The sequence below is a fragment of the Tatumella sp. JGM130 genome (genome assembly GCF_018257525.1).
Classification (GTDB): Bacteria; Pseudomonadota; Gammaproteobacteria; order Enterobacterales; family Enterobacteriaceae; genus Tatumella; species Tatumella punctata.
The window spans coordinates 87,056-107,239 of the sequence record NZ_JAERJS010000005.1 but is presented as its reverse complement, the minus strand read 5'-3'; the positions used below and the strand labels follow the sequence as shown (position 1 = coordinate 107,239).

Here is a 20,184-nt window from a genome sequence, read left to right as displayed (position 1 = left end):
AAAAATCACAGGATACCATGCTGATACTGAAGAGTTATTGCTGGTTATGCCATCTGCCGCTGATGTTAAGGACCACCGGTATCTGTACCGGCTGTCAGTGCCGGCTGCCGCCGCTGCCCTTTTTATGTCGCCGTTGTGGGTTACCGGCCGCCCCGGACACCGCTGAATGTGGCCGTTGTCTGACAGACCCGCCCCCGTGGCAGCATCTGGTGTGTGCCGGCGACTATCTCCCGCCACTCAGTCGTTTACTGCATAAATTCAAATTTTCCGGCAACACCGCACTCTCGGTGATGCTCGCCAGACTTATTTTGCTAAGCTTTCTGCAGCAGCACAGAGACTATGGTCTGCGAAAGCCGGATATCCTGCTATGCTCACCCCTGCACAGACAGCGACTCTGGCAACGGGGATTTAATCAATCGGCTTTACTGGCACAGCCACTGGCACATTGGTTATCCTGCGAGTTTGCACCCTTTGCCTTACGCCGTCATCGCAAAACGGCCGTGCAGCACCTGCTGAATATACGTCAGAGAAAACGTAATTTACGCAATGCCTTTTGCGTCGAAAAAGACCTCACTGGCCGCCATGTTGCCCTGGTCGATGATGTCGTCACCAGCGGCAGTACCGCCGGTGAAATATCACGCTTACTGTCCCTGCATGCTGTGGCCAGCATCCAGGTTTGGTGCCTGTGCCGAACCTTGTAGAGTCACAGTGATGGGCGTATTATAACCCACTGTTTCAGTCAACTATTGAGCAATGCTATGATCCGTATTACTGACACTGCCCAGGAGCATTTCGCTAAGCTTCTCGCTAAACAAGAAGAAGGCACACAAATCCGTGTCTTTGTGATCAATCCGGGGACGCCAGGTGCAGAATGTGGTGTGTCCTATTGCCCGCCTGATGCGGTAGAAAGTACAGATACCGAACTCAGGTTCGATAATCTGATCGCTTATGTTGATGAGCTGAGTGCCCCTTACCTTGAAGAGGCAGAAATTGATTTTGTGACCGACAATCTGGGCTCACAACTAACCCTTAAGGCACCTAACGCAAAAATGCGTAAGGTGGCTGACGATGCGCCATTACTTGAGCGGGTCGAATATCAGTTACAGGCACAGATTAACCCGCAGCTTGCCAGCCATGGCGGAAAAGTATCCCTGATGGAAATTACTGAGGATGGTTACGCCATTTTGCAATTTGGCGGCGGTTGTAATGGCTGTTCTATGGTCGATGTAACATTAAAAGAAGGCATCGAAAAAGAGCTGCTGGCCGCATTCCCTGAACTGAAGGGTGTACGTGATTTAACAGAACATCAGCCAGGTGAACACTCTTACTATTAAGAGTGATGCCACAGGTCCCGCTACGGACCTGTGGTGTTTACGGGTTTCAGCACAGCACCAGCTGCACATCCCCCTGTGTAATCGCTTTCAGCACCGCTTCCGGCGGTTTCTTATCTGTATATAAGCTGTCGAGCATATCGATACTGCCAAGATTCACCATCGCACTGCGGCCAAATTTTGAATGATCAGTGACCAGTATAACGTTACGTGAACTTTCGATGATCGCCCGCTTGGTGCGAACTTCATGATAATCAAACTCCAGCAAGGCACCATCCATATCAATACCGCTAATCCCGAGTATTCCGTAGTCCAGACGGAACTGAGAGATAAAGTCCATGGTGGCTTCACCGATAATTCCGCCGTCCCTTGAACGGACATCACCTCCGGCAATAATCACCCTGAAATCAGGCTTTGCCATCAGTAATATCGCCACATTCAGATTATTGGTCACGACCTGTAATTGGTTATGATTAAGCAGAGCATGGGCAACCGCTTCAGGCGTTGTCCCGATATCAATAAACAGGGTTGACCCGTCAGGGATTTGCGCTGCTACCTTCTGTGCAATCCGGGCTTTTTCTTCGGAATACATCATTTTACGGTCATGCCAGGCGGTATTTTCTGCACTGGAAGGTAATGCCGCACCGCCATGATGCCGTTGAATACGGTTTTGTTCAGCAAGCTCATTTAAATCACGACGGATCGTCTGCGGGCTTACCGCGAAATATTCGACCAGTTCTTCGGTACTCACATATCCCTGACGTTTGACCAGCTCAATAATTACGTCATGCCGCTGGGTCTGCTTCACATAACTCTCCTTTGCCGGCAGATTGCCGGGCTGTTCAGATTACTTTCTGCCTGCTTTACCGGCAGCACGGCTGTCGACAAAAGCCATTGCCAGGCCGGTCAGTAACCCGGTGAAATGCGCCATATTGGCGATCGACATCCCGAATAAACCGTAATATCCCACCACCAGCCAGAGAATGGAAAACACGATCAGGCCGCGCTCCAGATACACCCCGCTGTCAGGATCCAGTTCACCGCGTAGCCAGCAATATCCCATCAGGGCATACACTACCCCGGAGAGGCCGCCAAACCAGACACCGCTGAATTTAGCCTGCATCCAGCCACTCAGTAAGGCGGAAATCAGTGTAATCACAAACAGTTTTCCGCTGCCCAGTCTTTTTTCAACCGCCCCGCCGAGATACCACCACCACAGTAAGTTGAACAGGATATGTAAAAAAGAAAAATGCAAAAATGCGGGGCTGACCCAGCGCCAGAGCTGAAAATACTGGTCCGGCCCCTGCGGCCATGCCAGCCAGCTCAGTACCCTATCCTCCCCCAGCAACTGCATCAGAATAAATACCAGAATACAGAGGGCTGACACCGTCATCGTTATCGGACCACCGCGCTCACGAACGGTACGCCACAGATGCCCACGCGGGTAATTTATCTGAAACCGGGTATCGCCACTTTTCCAGCTGGCATCCTGGTAACGCGGATGATCAGGATCCCGGATAAAGAGCGCGTATTCGCTTTCGACCAGTGCCAGTTGCTCATCATCGTCCAGCCATAACAGATAATATTGCTGCTGCTGTTCAAGGTGCAGCCTGATACCGCGGGTGGCCATATAGTCGATAAACGCCTGAGCCATGCGTGGATTCGCAAGCTGAGAGATACGTTTCATGGAGTTCCCCTCTGTGATCGTCTGTCAGCTCTGACGGGCATCAGTACAAATCTGAGCCGGAAAAGCTGTCCGCCAGGCATCGAAACCACCATCCACACTGTAGACCTGGTCAAAGCCCTGATTGATCAGGTACTGGGCAGCCCCTTTGCTGCTGTTACCGTGATAACAAAGCACCATCACCGGCTGATCCGGATCAGCTTTTTCCATAAAAGTGTTAAGAGTGCCCTGGGTAAGGTGAAAAGCTTCTGCCACATGGGCGGCGTCAAAACTTTGCGGGTCACGAATATCCACCAGCAATGCCCCCTGCTGTAACTTTTCATCGGCCTGCTGCACACTGATACACTCATAGGTTTCCATAATCTCTCTCATTCATCTCATCAGTTCACTGCCGCACATTGTAACCTGATCCCGGCGCTCAATAATCCGTTAAAAAATAATCGTCAGTTTTTTTGTTGTGTGTTTATGTTACCTGTATCACGCAAAATTGTTTTCTTCTGGTTAACCATTGGCGTCAATGTTTGTTTTCGACTACCATAAAGCTCGAAAACGAACATAACATGATTTTCCGAACCCCGGGGGATACTACGTGGAAACCAAAGATCTGATCGTCATCGGTGGCGGTATCAACGGTGCCGGTATTGCGGCAGATGCCGCCGGACGCGGCCTGTCCGTATTGATGCTGGAAGCCAGGGATTTTGCCTCTGCGACTTCTTCTGCCAGTTCGAAACTGATCCACGGTGGCTTACGCTATCTGGAACATTATGAATTCCGTCTGGTCAGTGAAGCCCTTGCCGAACGTGAAGTTCTGCTCAGAATGGCACCGCATCTGGCGTTTCCGATGCGATTTCGTCTGCCGCATCGCCCGCATCTGCGCCCCGCGTGGATGATCCGCGCCGGATTGTTCCTGTATGATCATTTAGGCAAACGTACCAGTCTGCCCGCCAGCCGGGGGATCAGCTTTGGTCAGGACTCGGTACTGAAACCCGAAATCACCCGTGGCTTTGAGTATTCGGACTGCTGGGTCGATGATGCGCGGATGGTTGTGCTCAATGCTCAGGCAGTCACGGAACGTGGCGGGGAAGTCAGAACCCGTACCCGGGTCACCCGCGCCTGGCGCGAAAACGGTCTGTGGATGGTCGAAGCCGAAGATACGGACAAGGGAGAAATATTTCGCTGGCAGGCGAGGGGGCTGGTAAATGCTGCCGGCCCCTGGGTTAAAGAATTTTTTGATCACGGCCTGCAGCTTAAATCGCCGTACGGTATCCGTTTAATCAAAGGCAGCCATATTGTCGTCCCGCGGGTACATAACGATAAACAAGCCTATATCCTGCAAAATGAAGATCACCGGATAGTTTTTGTCATCCCGTGGATGGACGAATTTTCTATCATTGGCACCACCGATGTTGAATACCATGGTGATCCGGCGCAGGTTGCTATTGACGACAACGAAATTGACTACCTGCTAACAGTATTTAACCAGCATTTCCGTCACAACCTGTCACGTCAGGACATTGTCTGGACATACTCCGGCGTCCGGCCATTATGTGATGATGAGTCTGATTCACCCCAGGCCGTGACCCGTGACTACACCCTTGATGTGCATGATGAGCAGGGTAAAGCCCCGCTATTATCCGTTTTTGGCGGTAAGCTGACCACCTACCGCAAACTGGCAGAACATGCGCTGGAAAAACTGGCGAAATACTACCCGCAAGCCGGCCCGGCCTGGACGAAAAATGCGGTACTGCCCGGCGGCCACTTCTCCGGCAGCAGAGAGGATCTGGCTGCCGGACTGCGCAGACGTTATCCGTTTATCACGACCAGTATGGCGACTCATTACGCACGGACCTACGGCAGTAATACGGAGAAATTACTGGGAGATGCGCAGCAACTGGCAGAGCTGGGTGAAAATTTTGGTCATGAATTTTATGAGGCCGAACTGCGCTATCTGGCAGATAACGAATGGGTACGCGAACTTGATGATGCCATCTGGCGCAGAACCAAACAAGGTATGTGGCTGACGCCAGCACAGCAGGCCCGTATTACTGAATGGCTGCAGGTCCGTTATCCACAGACGATCCCCCGCCCGGCCGCCGCAGAAACCCGTACCCTCTGACTCGCTGCGTAATCTAAAAAGGCGACATAACCGTCGCCTTTTTCACCTTTCTGACCGCTTAACCTGCCAGCTGACGCAGCATTCTTCTCAGAGGCTCAGCAGCCCCCCATAGCAGCTGATCACCCACCGTAAAGGCCGACAGGTATTCAGGACCCATATTCAGTTTACGCAACCGGCCTACCGGGGTATTCAGCGTACCTGTCACCGCCGCAGGTGTCAGTTCACGCATAGTCAGTTCACGATCATTAGGGATTACTCTGGCCCATTCATTATGTCCCGCCAGCAGCTGTTCAATTTCAGCCAGCGGAATATCTTTTTTCAGTTTCAGGGTAAACGCCTGACTATGGCAACGCAGAGCACCAACCCGCACACATAAGCCGTCTACCGGTACTGGCTGGCGGGTCGCAAGGATCTTATTAGTCTCCGCCTGGCCTTTCCACTCTTCGCGGCTCTGCCCGTTATCCAGCTGTTTATCAATCCACGGGATAAGACTGCCTGCCAGCGGCACACCGAAGTTATCCGCAGGTAAGGTACCGGAACGGGTTAACTCTGTTACCTTACGCTCAATATCCAGAATCGCTGACGCAGGATCCTGCAACTCTTTCGCGACATGATTATGCAGCATGCCCATCTGGCTTAATAATTCACGCATATGCCGGGCACCGCCCCCGGAGGCCGCCTGGTAAGTCGCGACTGAGGCCCATTCCACTAAATCCTGTGTAAACAGGCCACCGAGTGACATCAGCATCAGACTGACGGTACAGTTACCGCCGACAAAGGTTTTGATGCCTTTATCCAGTCCCTGATGAATAACCTGCTGGTTTACCGGATCAAGAATAATAATGGCATCATCGTTCATCCGCAGGGTTGACGCTGCATCAATCCAGTATCCCTGCCAGCCAGATGCCCGCAGTCTGGGATAGATCTCGCTGGTATAATCGCCCCCCTGGCAGGTCACGATAATATCCAGCGCCCGTAATGCGTCAATATCTCCCGCATCCTGTAACACACCATTCTGACCGCCGCCAAACGCAGGCGCCGGTTGTCCGTGCTGTGAAGTGGAGAAAAAGATCGGATTGATACTGTCAAAATCACGTTCTTCTGTCATTCTCGACATCAGTACGGAACCCACCATACCGCGCCAGCCAATAAAACCTACATTTTTCATGTTATGCCTGCTTATCCTGTATTCTGAGCCAGATTTTTCCACGCCACACCGTCAGGAACATTGACAACGGACCAGAGGATTATACGATCCCTGAGTCACCAGATTCCGGTCCGGTGCTTATTAATGAAAAAAAATTCACTAAAATACCCCTGCAGGGTACTCAGTGTCATAATCATATTTACCTGTAACCCCCAACTCTACAAAATGCACACTGTCTGGCAAGTGAATTAATTCGATACGCCGGGCATTTTCAACAATTGCACTAATAGTTGTCGTTTAGCTAAAGGATACTAACGCTCTTATGACCGAAATGATTTCTGCCACTGTACTGCTTCTGCTGATCATGGATCCGCTGGGTAACCTGCCGATCTTTATGTCAGTGCTTAAACATCTGGAACCCCGGCGGCGGCGTATCGTCATTATTCGTGAACTGTTAATTGCGTTAGCTATTATGCTGCTGTTTCTGTTTACCGGCGAAAAAATACTGTCGTTCCTTAATTTGCGGGCAGAAACCGTGTCTATTTCCGGCGGAATTATTTTATTTCTGATCGCGATAAAAATGATTTTCCCCGGACCTGACAATGAAAGTTCCGGGCTGCCGGCAGGCGAAGAACCTTTCCTGGTTCCCCTCGCCATTCCGCTGGTGGCAGGGCCGTCGCTGCTGGCAACCCTGATGCTGATGTCTCACCAGTATCCTGGTCAGCCGGGGACGCTGGTCGTGGCACTGCTGCTCGCCTGGGCGATTACCTCGACCATTCTGTTACTGTCCGGTGTCTTTTTACGGTTGCTGGGGAATAAAGGGGTCAATGCGCTGGAACGGCTGATGGGGCTGATTTTGATTATGCTGGCAACACAAATGTTTCTCGACGGTATCCGCGCCTATATGAAATTATAAAAAAATGCCGCAGCAGATGACCTGCTGCGGCATTTTACACGGGACAACTCCTTAACTAAGTAACCAGAAAGCGATCATGCCGATAACCCCGCCGGTCGTCCCCAGAATAGTTTCCATCAGAGTCCAGGTCTTCAAAGTCTGCGCTTCAGATGCTCCGGTAAAACGGCCAAATAACCAGAACCCCGCATCATTCACGTGACTACAGATAATAGATCCGCCGCCGATACAGACAGAGAGGGCTGCCAGCTGAGCACCACTGTAATGAAGCGGGGTGATCACCGGCATAATCAGTCCGACTGCCGTCAGACAGGCAACAGTCGCAGAGCCCTGGATAATCCTGACAACACCGGCCAGAATAAAACACGCCACCGCAACCGGCATACCGGCACCGGCAACAGCATCACCCAGTGCCGGCCCCACACCGGAGTCCACCAGTACCTGTTTGAATACCCCGCCGGCACCTATCACCAGCAGAATAATCCCCGCGGGCTGTAATGCTTCACCACAGATCTGCATGATACGGGTTTTGTCCATCCCCTGACGGTAAGCCAGGCCATAGATGGTAATAAGGCAGGCCAGTAAAATGGCAATAAACGGATGGCCGATAAACTCCAGCAGGTGATCCAGCGACGAGCCCTGAGTTACAAAATGTGCCCCGATGGTTTTTAACCCGACCAGCACTAACGGAAATAATATCAGTGAGATACTGAAACCAAAGGAAGGTAACTGATGGGTTCCGGCTGGCGGCGGCACATCATCTTCCGGCAATGAAAAATGCACATGCCGGGAAATAAAACTGCCAAATAATGGCCCGGCAATCAGCATACCGGGAATGGCGGCGCACAGTCCTAACAGGATCATCCAGCCAAAATCAGCATGCATCTGGGCAGCCACCAGCATCGGCGCAGGCCCCGGCAGTACGAAAGCCGCTGCAGCGGCTACCCCGGCGAATAACGGGATAACCAGCCGTACCAGGTTACCGCCGGTACGTCTGGCAACGGCGAAGGCAATACTGATCAGTAATACAATCGCCACTTCGAAAAACAGTGGCAGCGCACAGATAAATCCGGCGATCCCCATCGCATAATGGGCACGCTTTTCACCAAAAGTTTTCAGCATACGGATCGCTATCTGATCCACCGCCCCTGTTTCATGTAAAATTTTCCCGAACATGGCCCCCAGTCCGACGACAATCGCCAGAAAACCCAGGGTTCCGCCCATGCCTGCCTGCATTGCTTCGGTAATTTTTTCCAGCGGCATTCCGGACATAATCCCAGCACCGACCGACACTAACATCAGGGCCACAAAAGCATGCATCCGTGCTTTCATTACTAACAATAGTAACAGCAGCACAGATCCCGCTGCCGTTAATACCAGTGTAGCGGTACTCATCATTATCTGCCCTTACTGAATCGCGTGTTTTATCGCTGCAACGGTATCCGCAACAACCTGATCAACAGACTGACGGATATCTACCGTAATCACATCGTGTTCATTCTCAGCAGGTTCCTGCAGGGTGGCGAACTGAGTCACCAGCATTGCCGGTTTAAAGAAATGCCCTTTCCGTGCTTTAAGGCGTGATTCTATGGTGTCAAAATCACCTTTCAGATAGATAAAGTTAAGATTGTGATTCCCTTGCCGCAGGATATCACGGTAACTTTTCTTCAGGGACGAGCACACAATTAACGATACAGCCTGAGTACGCTGCATCGCAAAAGCCGCATCATTAATTGCCTGTAGCCAGGGCTGACGATCCTGGTCATTCAGGGGGTGCCCGTCGGCCATTTTTAAGATATTGGCTCTCGGATGCAGAAAATCACCATCGAGAAATGCGGTTTGCAGCTGGTGGGCGACACGGCTTGCAACCACCGATTTCCCACTGCCGGAAACGCCCATCAGAATAAACACATAATGATTTGAAGAGGGTGTAGTCATTTTTTGCTCCGACTGTAGATACAGTAATGTTACCGATAACAATTGATTAAAACATTGTCATGACCCGGACAATTACTGGCAACAGCTTTGGCAAATAAAACATCAAACTGTGAACTGAATCATAAAATCAGCTAAACACTGCCGCCACGATACAGACTGAAACCCAGGTTACGGACTTTGTCTGTCACCGTTTCACCTCGCAGACGTTGCAACAGCATGGCGGCCGCCGTTTCTCCGATTTGTTTACGGGGAGTTATCACCGTGGCCAGTGCCGGTGAGACCACCCGGGTAATATCGTGCCCATGGAACCCCATAATGGCTATCTGTTGCGGAACGGCAATCCCCTGCCGCTGACATTCAAACATCGCCCCGACGGCCAGGTCATCGTTCGTACAACACAGGCTGTCCATACGGGGAAAGCGCTGCAGGGCATGGCGCAACAACACTGCCCCCGTGGTAAATGAAGAGGGCATTTCGTCCATCACACTCTGTGGTTCAAGGCCGGCTTCACGCATCGCCAGCACGTAACCCTGCTGTTTTTGCAGGGTACGTTCATCAAGGCGGGCCCCCAGATAAACCACTGACCGGTAACCGTGACTGATCAGCATCCGGGTCATTTGCCGGGCAGCGTCTACATTATCAAACCCGACAGCCATATCGAGGCAGGGAGAGACTGAGTCCATAATTTCAACCACCGGGATACCGGCTGTTTCCAGCATCCGTAAGGTTGCCGGGGTATGGGTTCGCTCGGTGAGGATCACCCCGTCGACATTCCATCCCAGTAATGAACGCAGCTGTCGTTCCTCTTTTTCTGGCTGATAACCAAAGTGAGCCACCAGCGTCTGGTACCCCGCATTATCCGTCACGGCTTCAATGCCCTGCAGCACATCGGCAAACACATGGTTGGTCAGTGAGGGTAACAAAACACCGATGGCGCGGCTGGTCGCGCTGGACAGCATATCCGGTACACGGTTAGGGATATACCCGAGCTCATCCAGTACTCTCCCTATTTTCTCCCCCAATGCGGCAGAGACCTGGCCGGGGTTACGTAAATAGCGGCTGACTGTCATTTTTGTGACACCCAGCTGGTCGGCAACATCCTGAAGCACGGGTCTTTTTTTCTTCATTGTTATCGCAACTCACACCAGAGAAATTAGGCAGAGTTTAGCATCAATTCCGCAGACAAAATGCCCCGCCGGCGATCATTCCGGCAGGGCCCTGGTGTTGGAGATTATTTTCAGACCGGGGGTAAATCAAAGATAAGAATTTCGGCGTCACTGTCGGCAGTGATCTGTAATTCGGCTTCATCGCGGATAGCCAGAGCATCGCTGGTATTCACCTGTTGCCCATTGATGGTCAGGCGGCCTTTTACCACCTGAATCCAGATATTACGCCCCGCTTGCGGTGATAACATCCCCTGCTCCCCGGTCACTAATGCCCAGCGGGATAATGTCATATCCTGCCAGACGGTGAGCGAGTCTTCCCGGCCATCGGGTGTCAATACCCACTGCCGTCCCTGCTGGTCAGCAAATCGCCGTTGTCCATAGCGGGGAGTGATGCCGGTAGTCTGCGGAATAATCCAGATCTGGTACAGATGTAACGGCTCTGTGCCACTGGGATTATATTCTGAGTGACGGACACCGGTCCCGGCACTCATTATCTGAAATTCCCCCGCCGGAATCTGTTCTTTATTGCCCATACTGTCCTGATGTTCCACCGTTCCGGACAGAACATAGGTCAGAATTTCCATATCTTTATGGGGATGGGTTCCGAATCCCTGCCCCGGAGCAATAATATCTTCGTTGATTACCCTGAGTGCCGAAAATCCCATAAAATCCGGGTCATGATAGCCGGCAAAGGAAAAAGTATGCCAGCTTTCCAGCCAGCCATGCTGTGCATAACCACGGTCCTGCGCTTTACGTAAATAAATCATTCGCTAATCCTCCGTTTTTTATAGTCTCACCCCGAACTGCCTGAAAAAATAGCGGAAAAAGTTCATGGGTCTGTTCAAAAAAAATGAAGGTTGCTGCTGGCAGGCTGTGGGCAAAAAAAAGCCAGCCTGACGGCTGGCAAAAAATACTGGAAGCAATGTGAGCAATGTCGTGTCTTCACCAGCTATCTGAGTGAGATGTCTCGTGAAGACAAGTGAATAATAATCATTATCATTATCACTTGTAAAGATAAATTTTGCTTTTTTATCACTACGCCGCGTAGCTGATGTTTCAGCGGAAAACCGCACTAGCCGGGAAAAAAACTGTGACCGCCTTTGAGAAGATACGTTTTCTGCACGACAAAGGCCCGTTATCCGCAGGCCGCTGCAGAAACTCTGTTGTCAGATGAGATTCAGACCGGAGGTCACAATGAAAAAAATGCTACTGACAGTGCTTATTGCTGCCTGTCCTCTGCTGGCCGCTGCAGCGCTCAATAATGATCCTTCAGGAGTTCGCCCGCCGGACAGGATGTATAACCCGTCACAACAACGCATGCTGAATCAGATGCAAATGCAGCAGCAACAGCAGCAAATGCAACTGCGTAATGATCAGCAGATGGAGTCACAGGCATTACAGCAAAAAATACAACAGCAACAAAACCGCGCACAGCAGCGTATTACTCATGCACAACCCTGATATATCACGGGCGGGGAAAGAACCCGCCCGTCAACTCAGCGAAAATCAGGACCGATATACTCAATATTATCCGTACAAATCATATCGACCCCCAGCCCGAGCAACTGCCGGGCCCGCTCTGGCTGATTAACCGTATAAGCCAGAATACGCAGCCCCGCCTCTTTCAGTAACCGGACACGTTCAGCATCCAGTAACCGGTGATTAAGGTGAATGGCCACACATCCCAGCCGGGTCGTCAGTTGCTGCCAGTCGTCGCGCCATTGGTCCAGTAACAGTCCGCGCGGAAGCCCCGGCACTGCCTGCTGTGCAGCCGCCAGTGCCTGCAGAGAAAAAGAAGACAATAACGGCGCCGTCTGACACTGCCAGAGTTTTTCTGCTGCCAGTGCGACAGCACGGCCTGTCATCGTATCTTCACCGCGGGTCGGCTTAATTTCGATGTTTGCCAGCATCCTGTACTGGCGGCAACGTTCTGCAACCTGCGGCAGCGTCGCCAGAGGCTCTGCACTGAACTGCTCAGAAAACCAGCTGCCGGCATCCAGACCGGATAAGCTTTGCCATGTCTGCAGCCCGGCAATCCCGTGGCCGTTGGTCGTACGTTCCAGTGAATCATCATGCAGTAAGAAAACCTGCCCGTCGGCAGACAGTTTGGCATCAAATTCGATCATGGTATGACCGTAACGATGCCCGGTATCGATTGCCGCGAGGGTATTTTCAGGTGCATATTTTCCGCCGCCACGGTGGGCGACGATATGCGGATAGGGCCAGTGCTGATATATCATTCCAGACGTAATCCTGTGGTGGTATTAAATAAATGTCGTCCATGATACGGAAAGTCCAGCCAGAGTAATGTACCGGCTGCAGGCCGCTGTTCATGAGGTAACCGAACCACCAGCCGCTGACCACCGATTTTACCATGCACTAGATTATCTGCACCCAGGATTTCCAGCGTTTCCACCTGCATGGCTATCGCGCTGGCAGACTGAGCCACCGTCTGAATATGCTCAGGACGGATCCCCAGAGTCACCAGCTGATTCGCCAGTGCCGGCTGTTGTTCTGCCAGGAGTATCCGGCATTGCGGATCTATCACCAGCTCACGGCCATCGGTACTGACCTTGCCCGGCAGCAGATTCATCGCCGGTGAACCGATAAAACCGGCCACAAAAGTGGTAGCAGGTTTCTCATAAACTTGTGACGGAGTTCCCACCTGTTCCACCACGCCTTTATTCATCACCATCACCCGCTGGGCAAGCGTCATCGCTTCTACCTGATCATGGGTAACATAGAGACTGGTGGTGTTTAACCGCTGATGTAATTGCTGTAATTCCAGCCGCATCTGTGATCTTAGCCGGGCATCAAGGTTAGATAACGGTTCATCAAACAGGAACACTGAAGGCTCACGGACGATCGCCCTGCCCATGGCGACCCGCTGACGTTGTCCGCCTGACAGTTCACGCGGGTGGCGGGTCAGTAATGCATCCAGTTCCAGGCTACGGGCTGCATTCAGTACCCGCTGACGGATCTGCTCTTTACCCATACCACGGATCTTTAGTCCGTAACCCATATTCTGCTCAACCGTCATATGCGGGTACAGCGCGTAGTTCTGGAATACCATCGCAATGCCACGCTCTTTTGGCTCCAGCCGGGTAACACACCGCTGATCAATATAGATATCACCGGAACTGACGGTTTCCAGTCCGGCAACCATCCGCAGTAACGTCGATTTACCGCACCCTGAAGGGCCGACCATTACCATAAATTCACCTTCATTAATGGTGATATCCAGAGGCTGGAGGATGCGGTTTTTACCGTCGTAAGATTTGGTGACTGCCTGAAAATGCACACTTGCCATAACTATTTCTCACTCTCTACCAGGCCTTTCACAAAGGCACGCTGCATAATAAGGACCACGACTAATGGCGGGATCAGAGTCAGTAACATCGCCGCCATCACCAGATTCCACTGGGTCACCCCTTCTCCCAGAGAAATCATGCTGCGGATCCCGGCGACCGCGGTACTCATCCGTGAATCACTGGTAATTAACAGAGGCCAGAGATACTGGTTCCAGCCGTATATAAATGTAATAACGAACAGTGCCGCCAGGTTAGTTTTCGATAAGGGTAAGACGATATCGAAGAAAAAACGCATCGGGCTGGCACCATCGATCCGCGCTGCTTCTATCAACTCGTTGGGCATCGACATAAAGAACTGACGAAACAGGAATGTCGCGGTGGCAGAAGCCATCATCGGCAGGATCAATCCGTTGTAGCTGTTCAGCATATGTAATTTTGAAATCACTTCCACGGTGGGAAAAATACGCACTTCCACCGGTAACATCAGAGTGATAAAAATCATCCAGAAAAAAAACTGCCGTAACGGGAAACGGAACCACACCAGCGCAAACGCAGAAATGATCGAAATAGCAATTTTACCGACCGTAATCCCCAGTGCCATGATGATGCTATTCAACAGCATCTGACCGATGGGCGGGCTGTTCGGGCTGACACCCCGGGTCCAAATCGTATCGATGTTTTGCCAGAAATGGCCGCCCGGCAACAGTGATATCGGGGACTGGAACACCTGATGGTTATCCATTGTGGCCGCAACAAAAGCGACATACAGCGGAAACAGAATAGTAAGGATCCCCAGCCATAGCATGACGTGACTGAAGATATCTAATCCACGGCGATTTTCTATCATTGATAACGAACCTTACGTTCAATAAAACGGAACTGCACAACCGTCAGCAAAATCACAATGACCATCAGAACGACCGACTGTGCGGCTGATGAGCTGAGATCAAGACCAGTAAAACCTTCACGATAAATTTTATAAATCAGCGTGGTGGTTGACTGTACCGGCCCGCCCTGGGTGGCGGCATCTATCACCGGGAAGGTATCAAAGAAGGCATACACCAGATTGACTACCAGCAAAAAGAAACTGACGGGGGCGATCAGTGGTAACGAAAGATGTATAAAACGCCTGACCGGCCCGGCACCATCCAGCGCAGCCGCTTCGACCAGTGACCGGGGTATCGACTGTAATCCGGCAAAAAAGAACAGGAAGTTGTAACTGATCTGCTGCCATATGGAGGCCAGTACCACCAGGAACATCGCCTGGCCACTGTTTTGCGCATAGTTCCAGTTATAGCCAATACTTTGCAAAAAATGGCTGATAACACCCATCCCCGGGTTAAACAGGAACATCCAGAGTACCGCGGCAATCGCCGGAGCAACCGCATAAGGAAGCAGCAACAGGGTCTGATAGAACTTTTTCAGCCGCAGTACATGGTCGACCAGTGCCGCCAGAAATAAAGAAATCAACAACCCGATACCCGCCACCAGAAAGCTGAAAACCAGGGTGGTTTTAAAGGAGTCCAGATAGTAAGGATCCCGGAATAGCTGAGTAAAATTCTCCAGCCCGACAAAGTGTGCCGAAAAACCAAACGGGTCGAGGTTTAGTACCGAATACCACAAGGCTTCGGCGGCAGGCCAGATAAAGAAAATAACCGTAATCACAATCTGGGGCAGCAGCAGCAGATAAGGCAGTGTACGGTGACGAAAAACGGGACGAGAAGATGACATAAAACCCTGACCTCAGGCGGTAGACCTCCGGGCCGCGACTGTCAGTTATACTGGAGTAATCTCTGACAGACGCGGCTTTTTCCGCAGGTAATTTGACTAATTAACCTGCTGCTGGAAGCGACGAAGTAACTGATTACCACGTGTAACGGCATTATCCAGTGCTGCTTTCGGGGTTTCTTTCCCGGTCCAGACACTTTCCAGTTCTTCATCCACCACGGTACGGATCTGTGGCATATTGCCCAGACGCAGACCTTTAGTAAAAGCGAGCGGCGGCTTGTTCAGCATTTGTTTCATGGCGATATCAGCACCGGGGTTCTTCTGGTAGAAGCCCTGCTGGCGACTAAGATCATAGGCTGCCGTTGTTGCCGGCAGGTAACCGGTTTTCTGATGCCATTCGGCAGCAATTTCCGGCTGTGCAAGGTATTTCAGAAACTCAGCGACCCCTTTATAAGTTGCATCATTCTGACCACGCATCACCCACAGACTGGCTCCGCCAATCATGGCATTCTGCGGTGCGTTCTTCACTGTTTCATCGTATGGCATCATCCCGACACCAAAATTAAATTTGGCATACTGCCGGATATCTGCCAGAGAGGCGGACGAGGCGGTTGTCATTCCGCAGTCACCACTGTAGAACTTAGCAGTCGACTCATCTTTCCGCCCAAAGTAGGTAAAGGTACCTGCCTTGTTCATGCGTTCCAGCATCTCAATATGGCGAATCTGCTCAGGGCCATTAAACACCAGTTTGGCGTCTGTGCCATCAAACCCGTTATTCTCAGAAGCAAACGGCAGACCATGCCATGCACTGAATTCTTCGAGCTGAATCCAGCCTTGCCAGCCACTGGCATAACCGCAGCTCATCCCTGACTTACGCAGTGCAGCAGCATCCGCTTCCAGTTCCTGCCAGGTTTTTGGTGGCTGATCAGGATTCAGGCCGGCTTTTTTGAACGCATCCTTGTTGTAATACAGTACCGGTGTCGAGCTGTTAAAAGGCTCAGACAGCATATGACCGGTTTTTGCGTCACTGTAATAACCAACGATCGTCGGTACAAACTGCTGCTCATCAAAAGGCACACCGGCATCTTTAAAGACCTGATAGACCGGTTTAATCGCATGCGATGCCATCATGGTAGCCGTACCCACTTCATACACCTGTAATATTGCAGGTGCATCACCGCTGCGAACAGCAGCAATACCGGCCGCAAGGCTCTGTTCGTAGTTACCTTTGTACACCGGTACAATTTTATATTCCGGGTGTGTCTGGTTAAAACGCTGGGCCAGCGAATCAACTTCGGTACCCAGCCCGCCTTCCATGGAATGCCAGAAAGGTATTTCGGTCACAGCGAAAGCATTTCCGCTCAACCCTAATGCCAGCATTACACATGCGGCATGACGACGAAATTTAAGAACTGACATAGTTTTATCCTGTGGCATGATCGTGCGCTATGGGAAGTTCGCGAGGTAAAATGACACGGAAAAATGACAGAAAAATTAATATAAGATGACAGAGATATGACCGGGTAATGACAGATATCAGGAAAAGATCATAGTATCTTCGCCCGGATGCCTTTCCCCGGCCTGCCAACAGAACCGGATATCACCATGAGACTGACCATAGAACGACTGTCCGATCCCTCAGCACAGGACCTGGCTGACCTGAAGAAAATATGGCCGGAGACCCCGGCAGAACAGTACCTGAACAGCACGGATCACCCGGAATGGTATGTTGCCCGTTTTAATCAGCGGCTGCTGGCGGGGCTTGAATTACAGGTGCAACACCAGACCGGGAATATCCGGCGGTTCATGGTAAGGGAAGCCACCCGCAGACGCGGTGTCGGATATTTTTTGCTGGAAGAAACCCTGCGGATGAATCCGGCGATCAGCCACTGGGAAATCAGCACGGCAGGGTTCCCGTTTTCTGACGCGGCCTGCCTTTTTTTACAATACTGTGGTTTTCAGCCACAGCACCCGCAATGCTGGTCTAAAACCCGTTGAATAACAGGCATAAAAAAGGGTGGCCATGGGCCACCCTGCTGTGACTGCACTGTCGTCTTATCATGCTTCGATAGCAACACGCAGTTTTTTCATCGCATTTTTTTCCAGCTGACGAACACGCTCAGCGGAAACACCGTACTTATCGGCCAGCTCCTGCAATGTGGTTTTGTTGTCATCATCCAGCCAGCGGGCGCGAATAATATGCTGGCTGCGTTCGTCGAGCCCCTGCATAGCATCACTGAGTTTGTCGGCTGCGTGTGATTCCCAGTTATCTTCTTCGATACCATCAGCAAAATCAGACGTTTTGTCCTGCAGATAAAACACCGGTGCTGCAGACTTACCCTCGGCATTTTCATCGTCCGGAGTCGGATCGAAAGTCATATCCTGAGCCGCCATCCGCGATTCCATCTCACGTACGTCTTTACTGCTGACACCCAGCTCGCGCGCCACCATTTCAACTTCATCCTGGTTAAACCAGCCAAGCCGCTGTTTGGTTTTACGCAGATTAAAGAATAACTTCCGCTGTGCTTTGGTGGTTGCTACTTTCACGATCCGCCAGTTACGCAGTACATATTCGTGAATTTCAGCTTTGATCCAGTGCACCGCGAACGAGACCAGACGCACACCCACTTCGGGGTTAAAACGGCGTACCGCCTTCATCAGACCGATATTACCTTCCTGAACAAGGTCAGCCTGAGGTAAACCATAACCTGCATAATTACGAGCGATATGAACCACAAAGCGCAAATGTGACAGGATCAGCTTTTTGGCTGCATCCAGATCGCCTTGGTAATGCAGCCGTTCAGCCAGCATTTTTTCCTCATCGGCTGTCAGCATCGGGCAGCCATTAGCCGCCCGGATATATGCATCAAGATTACCCAGAGGAGCAATAGCCAGAGCTTGCATTTCTTTGGTCATTCAAACCCTCTCAGAATTCATAAAAAATATTGCCTGATCCTTACAACCAGCACCTCTATTATGTCAGCCGTGTCAAAAGATCGAAAGCAATGCGTGCTATTAATCATTAAGACACAAAAGTTATCCACAGGTTCAGTTTTACCTGTGAATATTTTGACAAGGCCCGGAGTACTGCGGGGAAAGCTCCTCTGCTCCCCGACCTTTGGCAACAGAGGAAAAGTATAGCAAAAAAATATTTCCCCTGATTACTGCGGTGTAAAACGGCGTAAATGTTGTGCCGTCGCCAGCCAGGCGGCTATCCAGCCCACCATCGCCGAAACCAGTAATAGCAGTAACGCTTCATCCCATGAGAAACCCGTCAGTGTAAAAGAAGTACTGAACACACTGGCGACATGGGAGACCACCGACTCCAGCCGGAAGACCAGAACCTCTGATAAAATCAGCGAGACAAAAGCGCCGGATAATCCAAGCATCGCACCGCCGTAAACAAAGGGGCGCAGAATAAAGCCATCTGTTGCACCGATCAGTTTCTGTACATTAATCGTATCGCGGCGGGCAAAAATACTCAGCCGGACACTGTTACCAATCACCAGGAAGACGGCCACCACCATCAGCAGCCCGATCATTAAAGCCACCTGACCGACAAGTCCGGTCAGAGCTGAAAGCCGGGCAAACCAGCTGTCATCCATCCGGACCTCATCAATACCACTCACTTTTGCTACCCGATCACGCAGGGTATTCATGGTCTCTGAATTCTGGAAATTCAGTGCCGGCGTGATAATCGCCACCGCTGGCAGAGGATTCTGCTCAAGCATATCCATCGCACCGCCAAATCCGGACCAGTTACGGAATTCATTCAGTGCTTCTTCTCGGCTGAGATAATCCACATGCTGCACGCCGTCTGTCTGTTTCAGCTGGTTAATCACATTCTGTGCTGCGTCATCATCCAGTGTTTTCGACAGATAGACCGTCAGCTGAGGTGCCGGATACCATTCGGTCGCAGCCTGATCGACGTTTTTCCAGACGATATAACAGACACTGGGCAGTGTCAGTGAAATAGCGATAACGGTTACCGTCAGTAAGGTCGCTAACGGCTGACGCAGCATATCGGCAAGCATTCCGCGCCAGGCATAATGCCATTGCTCCTGCCACCCGCCGCGCAGTGCTTTCTCTTTAGATACCCGTTTTGGCTTTGGCTTAGACCTTGGTCTGGCCGCTGCCGCAGGCGACTTTTTAACCCGCCGGTTAACCTGATTTCCCTTACCGAACTTCATGCCACTCCCCCATGTAAACGTCCCTGACTGAGGGTCATCACACGATAATTTCTACGGGAAATAAGAGACATATCATGAGTTGCCATCAATACAGTGACACCAACGCGGTTAAATTCTTCAAATAAACGCAGGATATCTTCAGATAAGGCGTGATCAAGATTACCGGTCGGTTCGTCCGCCAGTAATAATGCCGGTTTATTCACCACTGCTCTGGCGATACCAACACGTTGCTGCTCACCCCCGGAAAGTTGTATCGGAAAACTTTTCGCTTTATCGAGAAGGCCGACCTTATCCAGTGCGGCAGACACCCGGCGGCGGATATCTTCGCCACTGGCGCCGGAAATAATTAACGGGATGGCGATATTATCGTAGACCGTTCTGTCCATCAGCAAATGATGATCCTGAAAGATCATCCCGATTTGCCGGCGCAGGAACGGGATCTCGCTATTACGCAAACGCGTTATATTATGGCCGCTAAACCAGATTTGTCCGGCACTGGGACGTTCAATTCCGCAGATCAATTTGAGCAATGTACTTTTACCTGCTCCCGAATGACCTGTCAGAAACGCCATTTCTCCCTGACGCAGATGAAAATCCACACCCTGAAGCGCCTGGCGTCCCCCCAGATAAGCTTTACTGACCTCTTCAAAGCGAATCATC

The 20,184-nt window shown here is 51.2% G+C and carries 22 protein-coding genes; 6 read left to right on the top strand and 16 right to left on the bottom strand.

All coding sequences use genetic code 11. The annotated features are described in order from the left end of the window. Positions 1–17 precede the first annotated feature (17 nt). Together gntX and nfuA are read left to right on the top strand one after the other, a co-directional pair. A complete protein-coding gene (gene gntX, locus JK211_RS03965; RefSeq protein ID WP_212707375.1) occupies positions 18–701 on the top strand; it encodes a DNA utilization protein GntX in 684 nt (227 codons plus the stop codon). Between the two features lie 57 nt (positions 702–758). Next, positions 759–1,334: a Fe-S biogenesis protein NfuA gene (gene nfuA, locus JK211_RS03960; protein ID WP_212707374.1), complete on the top strand. Its 576-nt coding sequence runs from the start codon at positions 759–761 to the stop codon at positions 1,332–1,334. A 46-nt stretch (positions 1,335–1,380) separates the two neighbouring features. On the opposite strand, the gene JK211_RS03955 is transcribed toward nfuA, so the two are convergent. From JK211_RS03955 to glpE, 3 genes are read right to left on the bottom strand one after another with little or no spacing between them, the layout of a single operon-like run. Beyond that, a complete protein-coding gene (locus JK211_RS03955; protein ID WP_212707373.1) occupies positions 1,381–2,139 on the bottom strand; it encodes a DeoR/GlpR family transcriptional regulator in 759 nt (252 codons plus the stop codon). Between the two features lie 39 nt (positions 2,140–2,178). Continuing rightward, positions 2,179–3,018, bottom strand: a complete 840-nt coding sequence (gene glpG / locus JK211_RS03950) for a rhomboid family intramembrane serine protease GlpG (RefSeq protein WP_212707372.1) — start codon at positions 3,016–3,018, stop codon at positions 2,179–2,181. Positions 3,019–3,042: 24 nt separating this feature from the next. After that, positions 3,043–3,375: a thiosulfate sulfurtransferase GlpE gene (glpE, locus tag JK211_RS03945; protein WP_371734574.1), complete on the bottom strand. Its 333-nt coding sequence runs from the start codon at positions 3,373–3,375 to the stop codon at positions 3,043–3,045. A 229-nt stretch (positions 3,376–3,604) separates the two neighbouring features. On the opposite strand from glpE, the gene glpD reads away from it, so the two are divergent. Further along, positions 3,605–5,131 (top strand): glycerol-3-phosphate dehydrogenase, encoded by a 1,527-nt coding sequence (glpD, locus tag JK211_RS03940; protein WP_212707370.1) that lies wholly within the window; start codon positions 3,605–3,607, stop codon positions 5,129–5,131. Positions 5,132–5,189: 58 nt separating this feature from the next. Here glpD and asd read toward each other — a convergent pair whose 3' ends face one another. Beyond that, positions 5,190–6,299 (bottom strand): aspartate-semialdehyde dehydrogenase, encoded by a 1,110-nt coding sequence (gene asd / locus JK211_RS03935; RefSeq protein ID WP_212707369.1) that lies wholly within the window; start codon positions 6,297–6,299, stop codon positions 5,190–5,192. 301 nt (positions 6,300–6,600) lie between these two features. Here asd and JK211_RS03930 point away from each other — a divergent pair, with 301 nt between their 5' ends. Then, positions 6,601–7,194 carry a YhgN family NAAT transporter gene (locus JK211_RS03930; RefSeq protein WP_212707368.1) on the top strand — a complete coding sequence of 198 codons (594 nt, stop codon included), beginning with the start codon at positions 6,601–6,603 and terminating at the stop codon, positions 7,192–7,194. A 51-nt stretch (positions 7,195–7,245) separates the two neighbouring features. Here JK211_RS03930 and gntU read toward each other — a convergent pair whose 3' ends face one another. From gntU to JK211_RS03910, 4 genes are all read right to left on the bottom strand, one after another. Beyond that, entirely contained in the window at positions 7,246–8,586 is a 1,341-nt protein-coding gene (gntU, locus tag JK211_RS03925) for a gluconate transporter (protein WP_212707430.1), read from the bottom strand. Between the two features lie 12 nt (positions 8,587–8,598). Further along, on the bottom strand, positions 8,599–9,129 hold the full coding sequence (gene gntK, locus JK211_RS03920; RefSeq protein ID WP_212707367.1) for a gluconokinase: 531 nt from the start codon (positions 9,127–9,129) through the stop codon (positions 8,599–8,601). 131 nt (positions 9,130–9,260) lie between these two features. Next, entirely contained in the window at positions 9,261–10,256 is a 996-nt protein-coding gene (gntR, locus tag JK211_RS03915) for a gluconate operon transcriptional repressor GntR (RefSeq protein ID WP_212707366.1), read from the bottom strand. 110 nt (positions 10,257–10,366) lie between these two features. Further along, positions 10,367–11,062 carry a pirin family protein gene (locus JK211_RS03910; RefSeq protein WP_212707365.1) on the bottom strand — a complete coding sequence of 232 codons (696 nt, stop codon included), beginning with the start codon at positions 11,060–11,062 and terminating at the stop codon, positions 10,367–10,369. A 427-nt stretch (positions 11,063–11,489) separates the two neighbouring features. On the opposite strand from JK211_RS03910, the gene JK211_RS03905 reads away from it, so the two are divergent. After that, positions 11,490–11,756: a DUF2756 domain-containing protein gene (locus tag JK211_RS03905; RefSeq protein WP_212707364.1), complete on the top strand. Its 267-nt coding sequence runs from the start codon at positions 11,490–11,492 to the stop codon at positions 11,754–11,756. 35 nt (positions 11,757–11,791) lie between these two features. Here the strand turns inward: JK211_RS03905 and ugpQ are convergent, their stop codons facing one another. The 5 genes from ugpQ to ugpB all read right to left on the bottom strand — a co-directional run bounded on the left by ugpQ (position 11,792) and on the right by ugpB (position 16,753). Beyond that, entirely contained in the window at positions 11,792–12,535 is a 744-nt protein-coding gene (ugpQ, locus tag JK211_RS03900; protein WP_212707363.1) for a glycerophosphodiester phosphodiesterase, read from the bottom strand. Beyond that, positions 12,532–13,605 carry a sn-glycerol-3-phosphate import ATP-binding protein UgpC gene (locus tag JK211_RS03895; protein ID WP_212707362.1) on the bottom strand — a complete coding sequence of 358 codons (1,074 nt, stop codon included), beginning with the start codon at positions 13,603–13,605 and terminating at the stop codon, positions 12,532–12,534. The genes ugpQ and JK211_RS03895 overlap by 4 nt, the downstream gene beginning before the upstream one ends. 2 nt (positions 13,606–13,607) lie before the next feature. After that, positions 13,608–14,453 carry a sn-glycerol-3-phosphate ABC transporter permease UgpE gene (gene ugpE / locus JK211_RS03890; RefSeq protein WP_212707361.1) on the bottom strand — a complete coding sequence of 282 codons (846 nt, stop codon included), beginning with the start codon at positions 14,451–14,453 and terminating at the stop codon, positions 13,608–13,610. Then, positions 14,450–15,337, bottom strand: a complete 888-nt coding sequence (gene ugpA / locus JK211_RS03885) for a sn-glycerol-3-phosphate ABC transporter permease UgpA (RefSeq protein ID WP_212707360.1) — start codon at positions 15,335–15,337, stop codon at positions 14,450–14,452. The genes ugpE and ugpA overlap by 4 nt, the downstream gene beginning before the upstream one ends. A gap of 96 nt (positions 15,338–15,433) precedes the next feature. Continuing rightward, complete coding sequence (gene ugpB / locus JK211_RS03880) at positions 15,434–16,753, bottom strand: sn-glycerol-3-phosphate ABC transporter substrate-binding protein UgpB (protein ID WP_212707359.1); 1,320 nt, start codon at positions 16,751–16,753, stop codon at positions 15,434–15,436. Positions 16,754–16,939: 186 nt separating this feature from the next. Between ugpB and panM the strand changes: the two genes are divergently transcribed. After that, positions 16,940–17,332, top strand: a complete 393-nt coding sequence (gene panM / locus JK211_RS03875; RefSeq protein ID WP_212707358.1) for an aspartate 1-decarboxylase autocleavage activator PanM — start codon at positions 16,940–16,942, stop codon at positions 17,330–17,332. A gap of 60 nt (positions 17,333–17,392) precedes the next feature. Here the strand turns inward: panM and rpoH are convergent, their stop codons facing one another. The 3 genes from rpoH to ftsE form a co-directional block, all read right to left on the bottom strand. Next, the gene (gene rpoH / locus JK211_RS03870) at positions 17,393–18,250 is read right to left on the bottom strand and encodes an RNA polymerase sigma factor RpoH (protein ID WP_212707357.1); all 858 of its coding nucleotides are present in this window, start codon (positions 18,248–18,250) and stop codon (positions 17,393–17,395) included. A gap of 245 nt (positions 18,251–18,495) precedes the next feature. Further along, positions 18,496–19,524, bottom strand: a complete 1,029-nt coding sequence (gene ftsX, locus JK211_RS03865) for a permease-like cell division protein FtsX (protein ID WP_212707356.1) — start codon at positions 19,522–19,524, stop codon at positions 18,496–18,498. Continuing rightward, positions 19,521–20,183 carry a cell division ATP-binding protein FtsE gene (ftsE, locus tag JK211_RS03860; protein WP_029685343.1) on the bottom strand — a complete coding sequence of 221 codons (663 nt, stop codon included), beginning with the start codon at positions 20,181–20,183 and terminating at the stop codon, positions 19,521–19,523. The genes ftsX and ftsE overlap by 4 nt, the downstream gene beginning before the upstream one ends. Position 20,184: the final 1 nt, after the last annotated feature.

Excerpts from the sequence above, each read along its gene's own strand:
- gntX (WP_212707375.1), top strand. The coding sequence starts at position 18 with ATGCTGATACTGAAGAGTTATTGCTGGTTATGCCATCTGCCGCTGATG.
- nfuA (WP_212707374.1), top strand. The coding sequence starts at position 759 with ATGATCCGTATTACTGACACTGCCCAGGAGCATTTCGCTAAGCTTCTC.
- glpG (WP_212707372.1), bottom strand. The coding sequence starts at position 3,018 with ATGAAACGTATCTCTCAGCTTGCGAATCCACGCATGGCTCAGGCGTTT.
- glpE (WP_371734574.1), bottom strand. The coding sequence starts at position 3,375 with ATGGAAACCTATGAGTGTATCAGTGTGCAGCAGGCCGATGAAAAGTTA.
- asd (WP_212707369.1), bottom strand. The coding sequence starts at position 6,299 with ATGAAAAATGTAGGTTTTATTGGCTGGCGCGGTATGGTGGGTTCCGTA.
- JK211_RS03930 (WP_212707368.1), top strand. The coding sequence starts at position 6,601 with ATGACCGAAATGATTTCTGCCACTGTACTGCTTCTGCTGATCATGGAT.
- gntU (WP_212707430.1), bottom strand. The coding sequence starts at position 8,586 with ATGAGTACCGCTACACTGGTATTAACGGCAGCGGGATCTGTGCTGCTG.
- gntK (WP_212707367.1), bottom strand. The coding sequence starts at position 9,129 with ATGACTACACCCTCTTCAAATCATTATGTGTTTATTCTGATGGGCGTT.
- gntR (WP_212707366.1), bottom strand. The coding sequence starts at position 10,256 with ATGAAGAAAAAAAGACCCGTGCTTCAGGATGTTGCCGACCAGCTGGGT.
- JK211_RS03910 (WP_212707365.1), bottom strand. The coding sequence starts at position 11,062 with ATGATTTATTTACGTAAAGCGCAGGACCGTGGTTATGCACAGCATGGC.
- JK211_RS03905 (WP_212707364.1), top strand. The coding sequence starts at position 11,490 with ATGAAAAAAATGCTACTGACAGTGCTTATTGCTGCCTGTCCTCTGCTG.
- ugpQ (WP_212707363.1), bottom strand. The coding sequence starts at position 12,535 with ATGATATATCAGCACTGGCCCTATCCGCATATCGTCGCCCACCGTGGC.
- JK211_RS03895 (WP_212707362.1), bottom strand. The coding sequence starts at position 13,605 with ATGGCAAGTGTGCATTTTCAGGCAGTCACCAAATCTTACGACGGTAAA.
- ugpE (WP_212707361.1), bottom strand. The coding sequence starts at position 14,453 with ATGATAGAAAATCGCCGTGGATTAGATATCTTCAGTCACGTCATGCTA.
- ugpA (WP_212707360.1), bottom strand. The coding sequence starts at position 15,337 with ATGTCATCTTCTCGTCCCGTTTTTCGTCACCGTACACTGCCTTATCTG.
- ugpB (WP_212707359.1), bottom strand. The coding sequence starts at position 16,753 with ATGTCAGTTCTTAAATTTCGTCGTCATGCCGCATGTGTAATGCTGGCA.
- panM (WP_212707358.1), top strand. The coding sequence starts at position 16,940 with ATGAGACTGACCATAGAACGACTGTCCGATCCCTCAGCACAGGACCTG.
- rpoH (WP_212707357.1), bottom strand. The coding sequence starts at position 18,250 with ATGACCAAAGAAATGCAAGCTCTGGCTATTGCTCCTCTGGGTAATCTT.
- ftsX (WP_212707356.1), bottom strand. The coding sequence starts at position 19,524 with ATGAAGTTCGGTAAGGGAAATCAGGTTAACCGGCGGGTTAAAAAGTCG.
- ftsE (WP_029685343.1), bottom strand. The coding sequence starts at position 20,183 with ATGATTCGCTTTGAAGAGGTCAGTAAAGCTTATCTGGGGGGACGCCAG.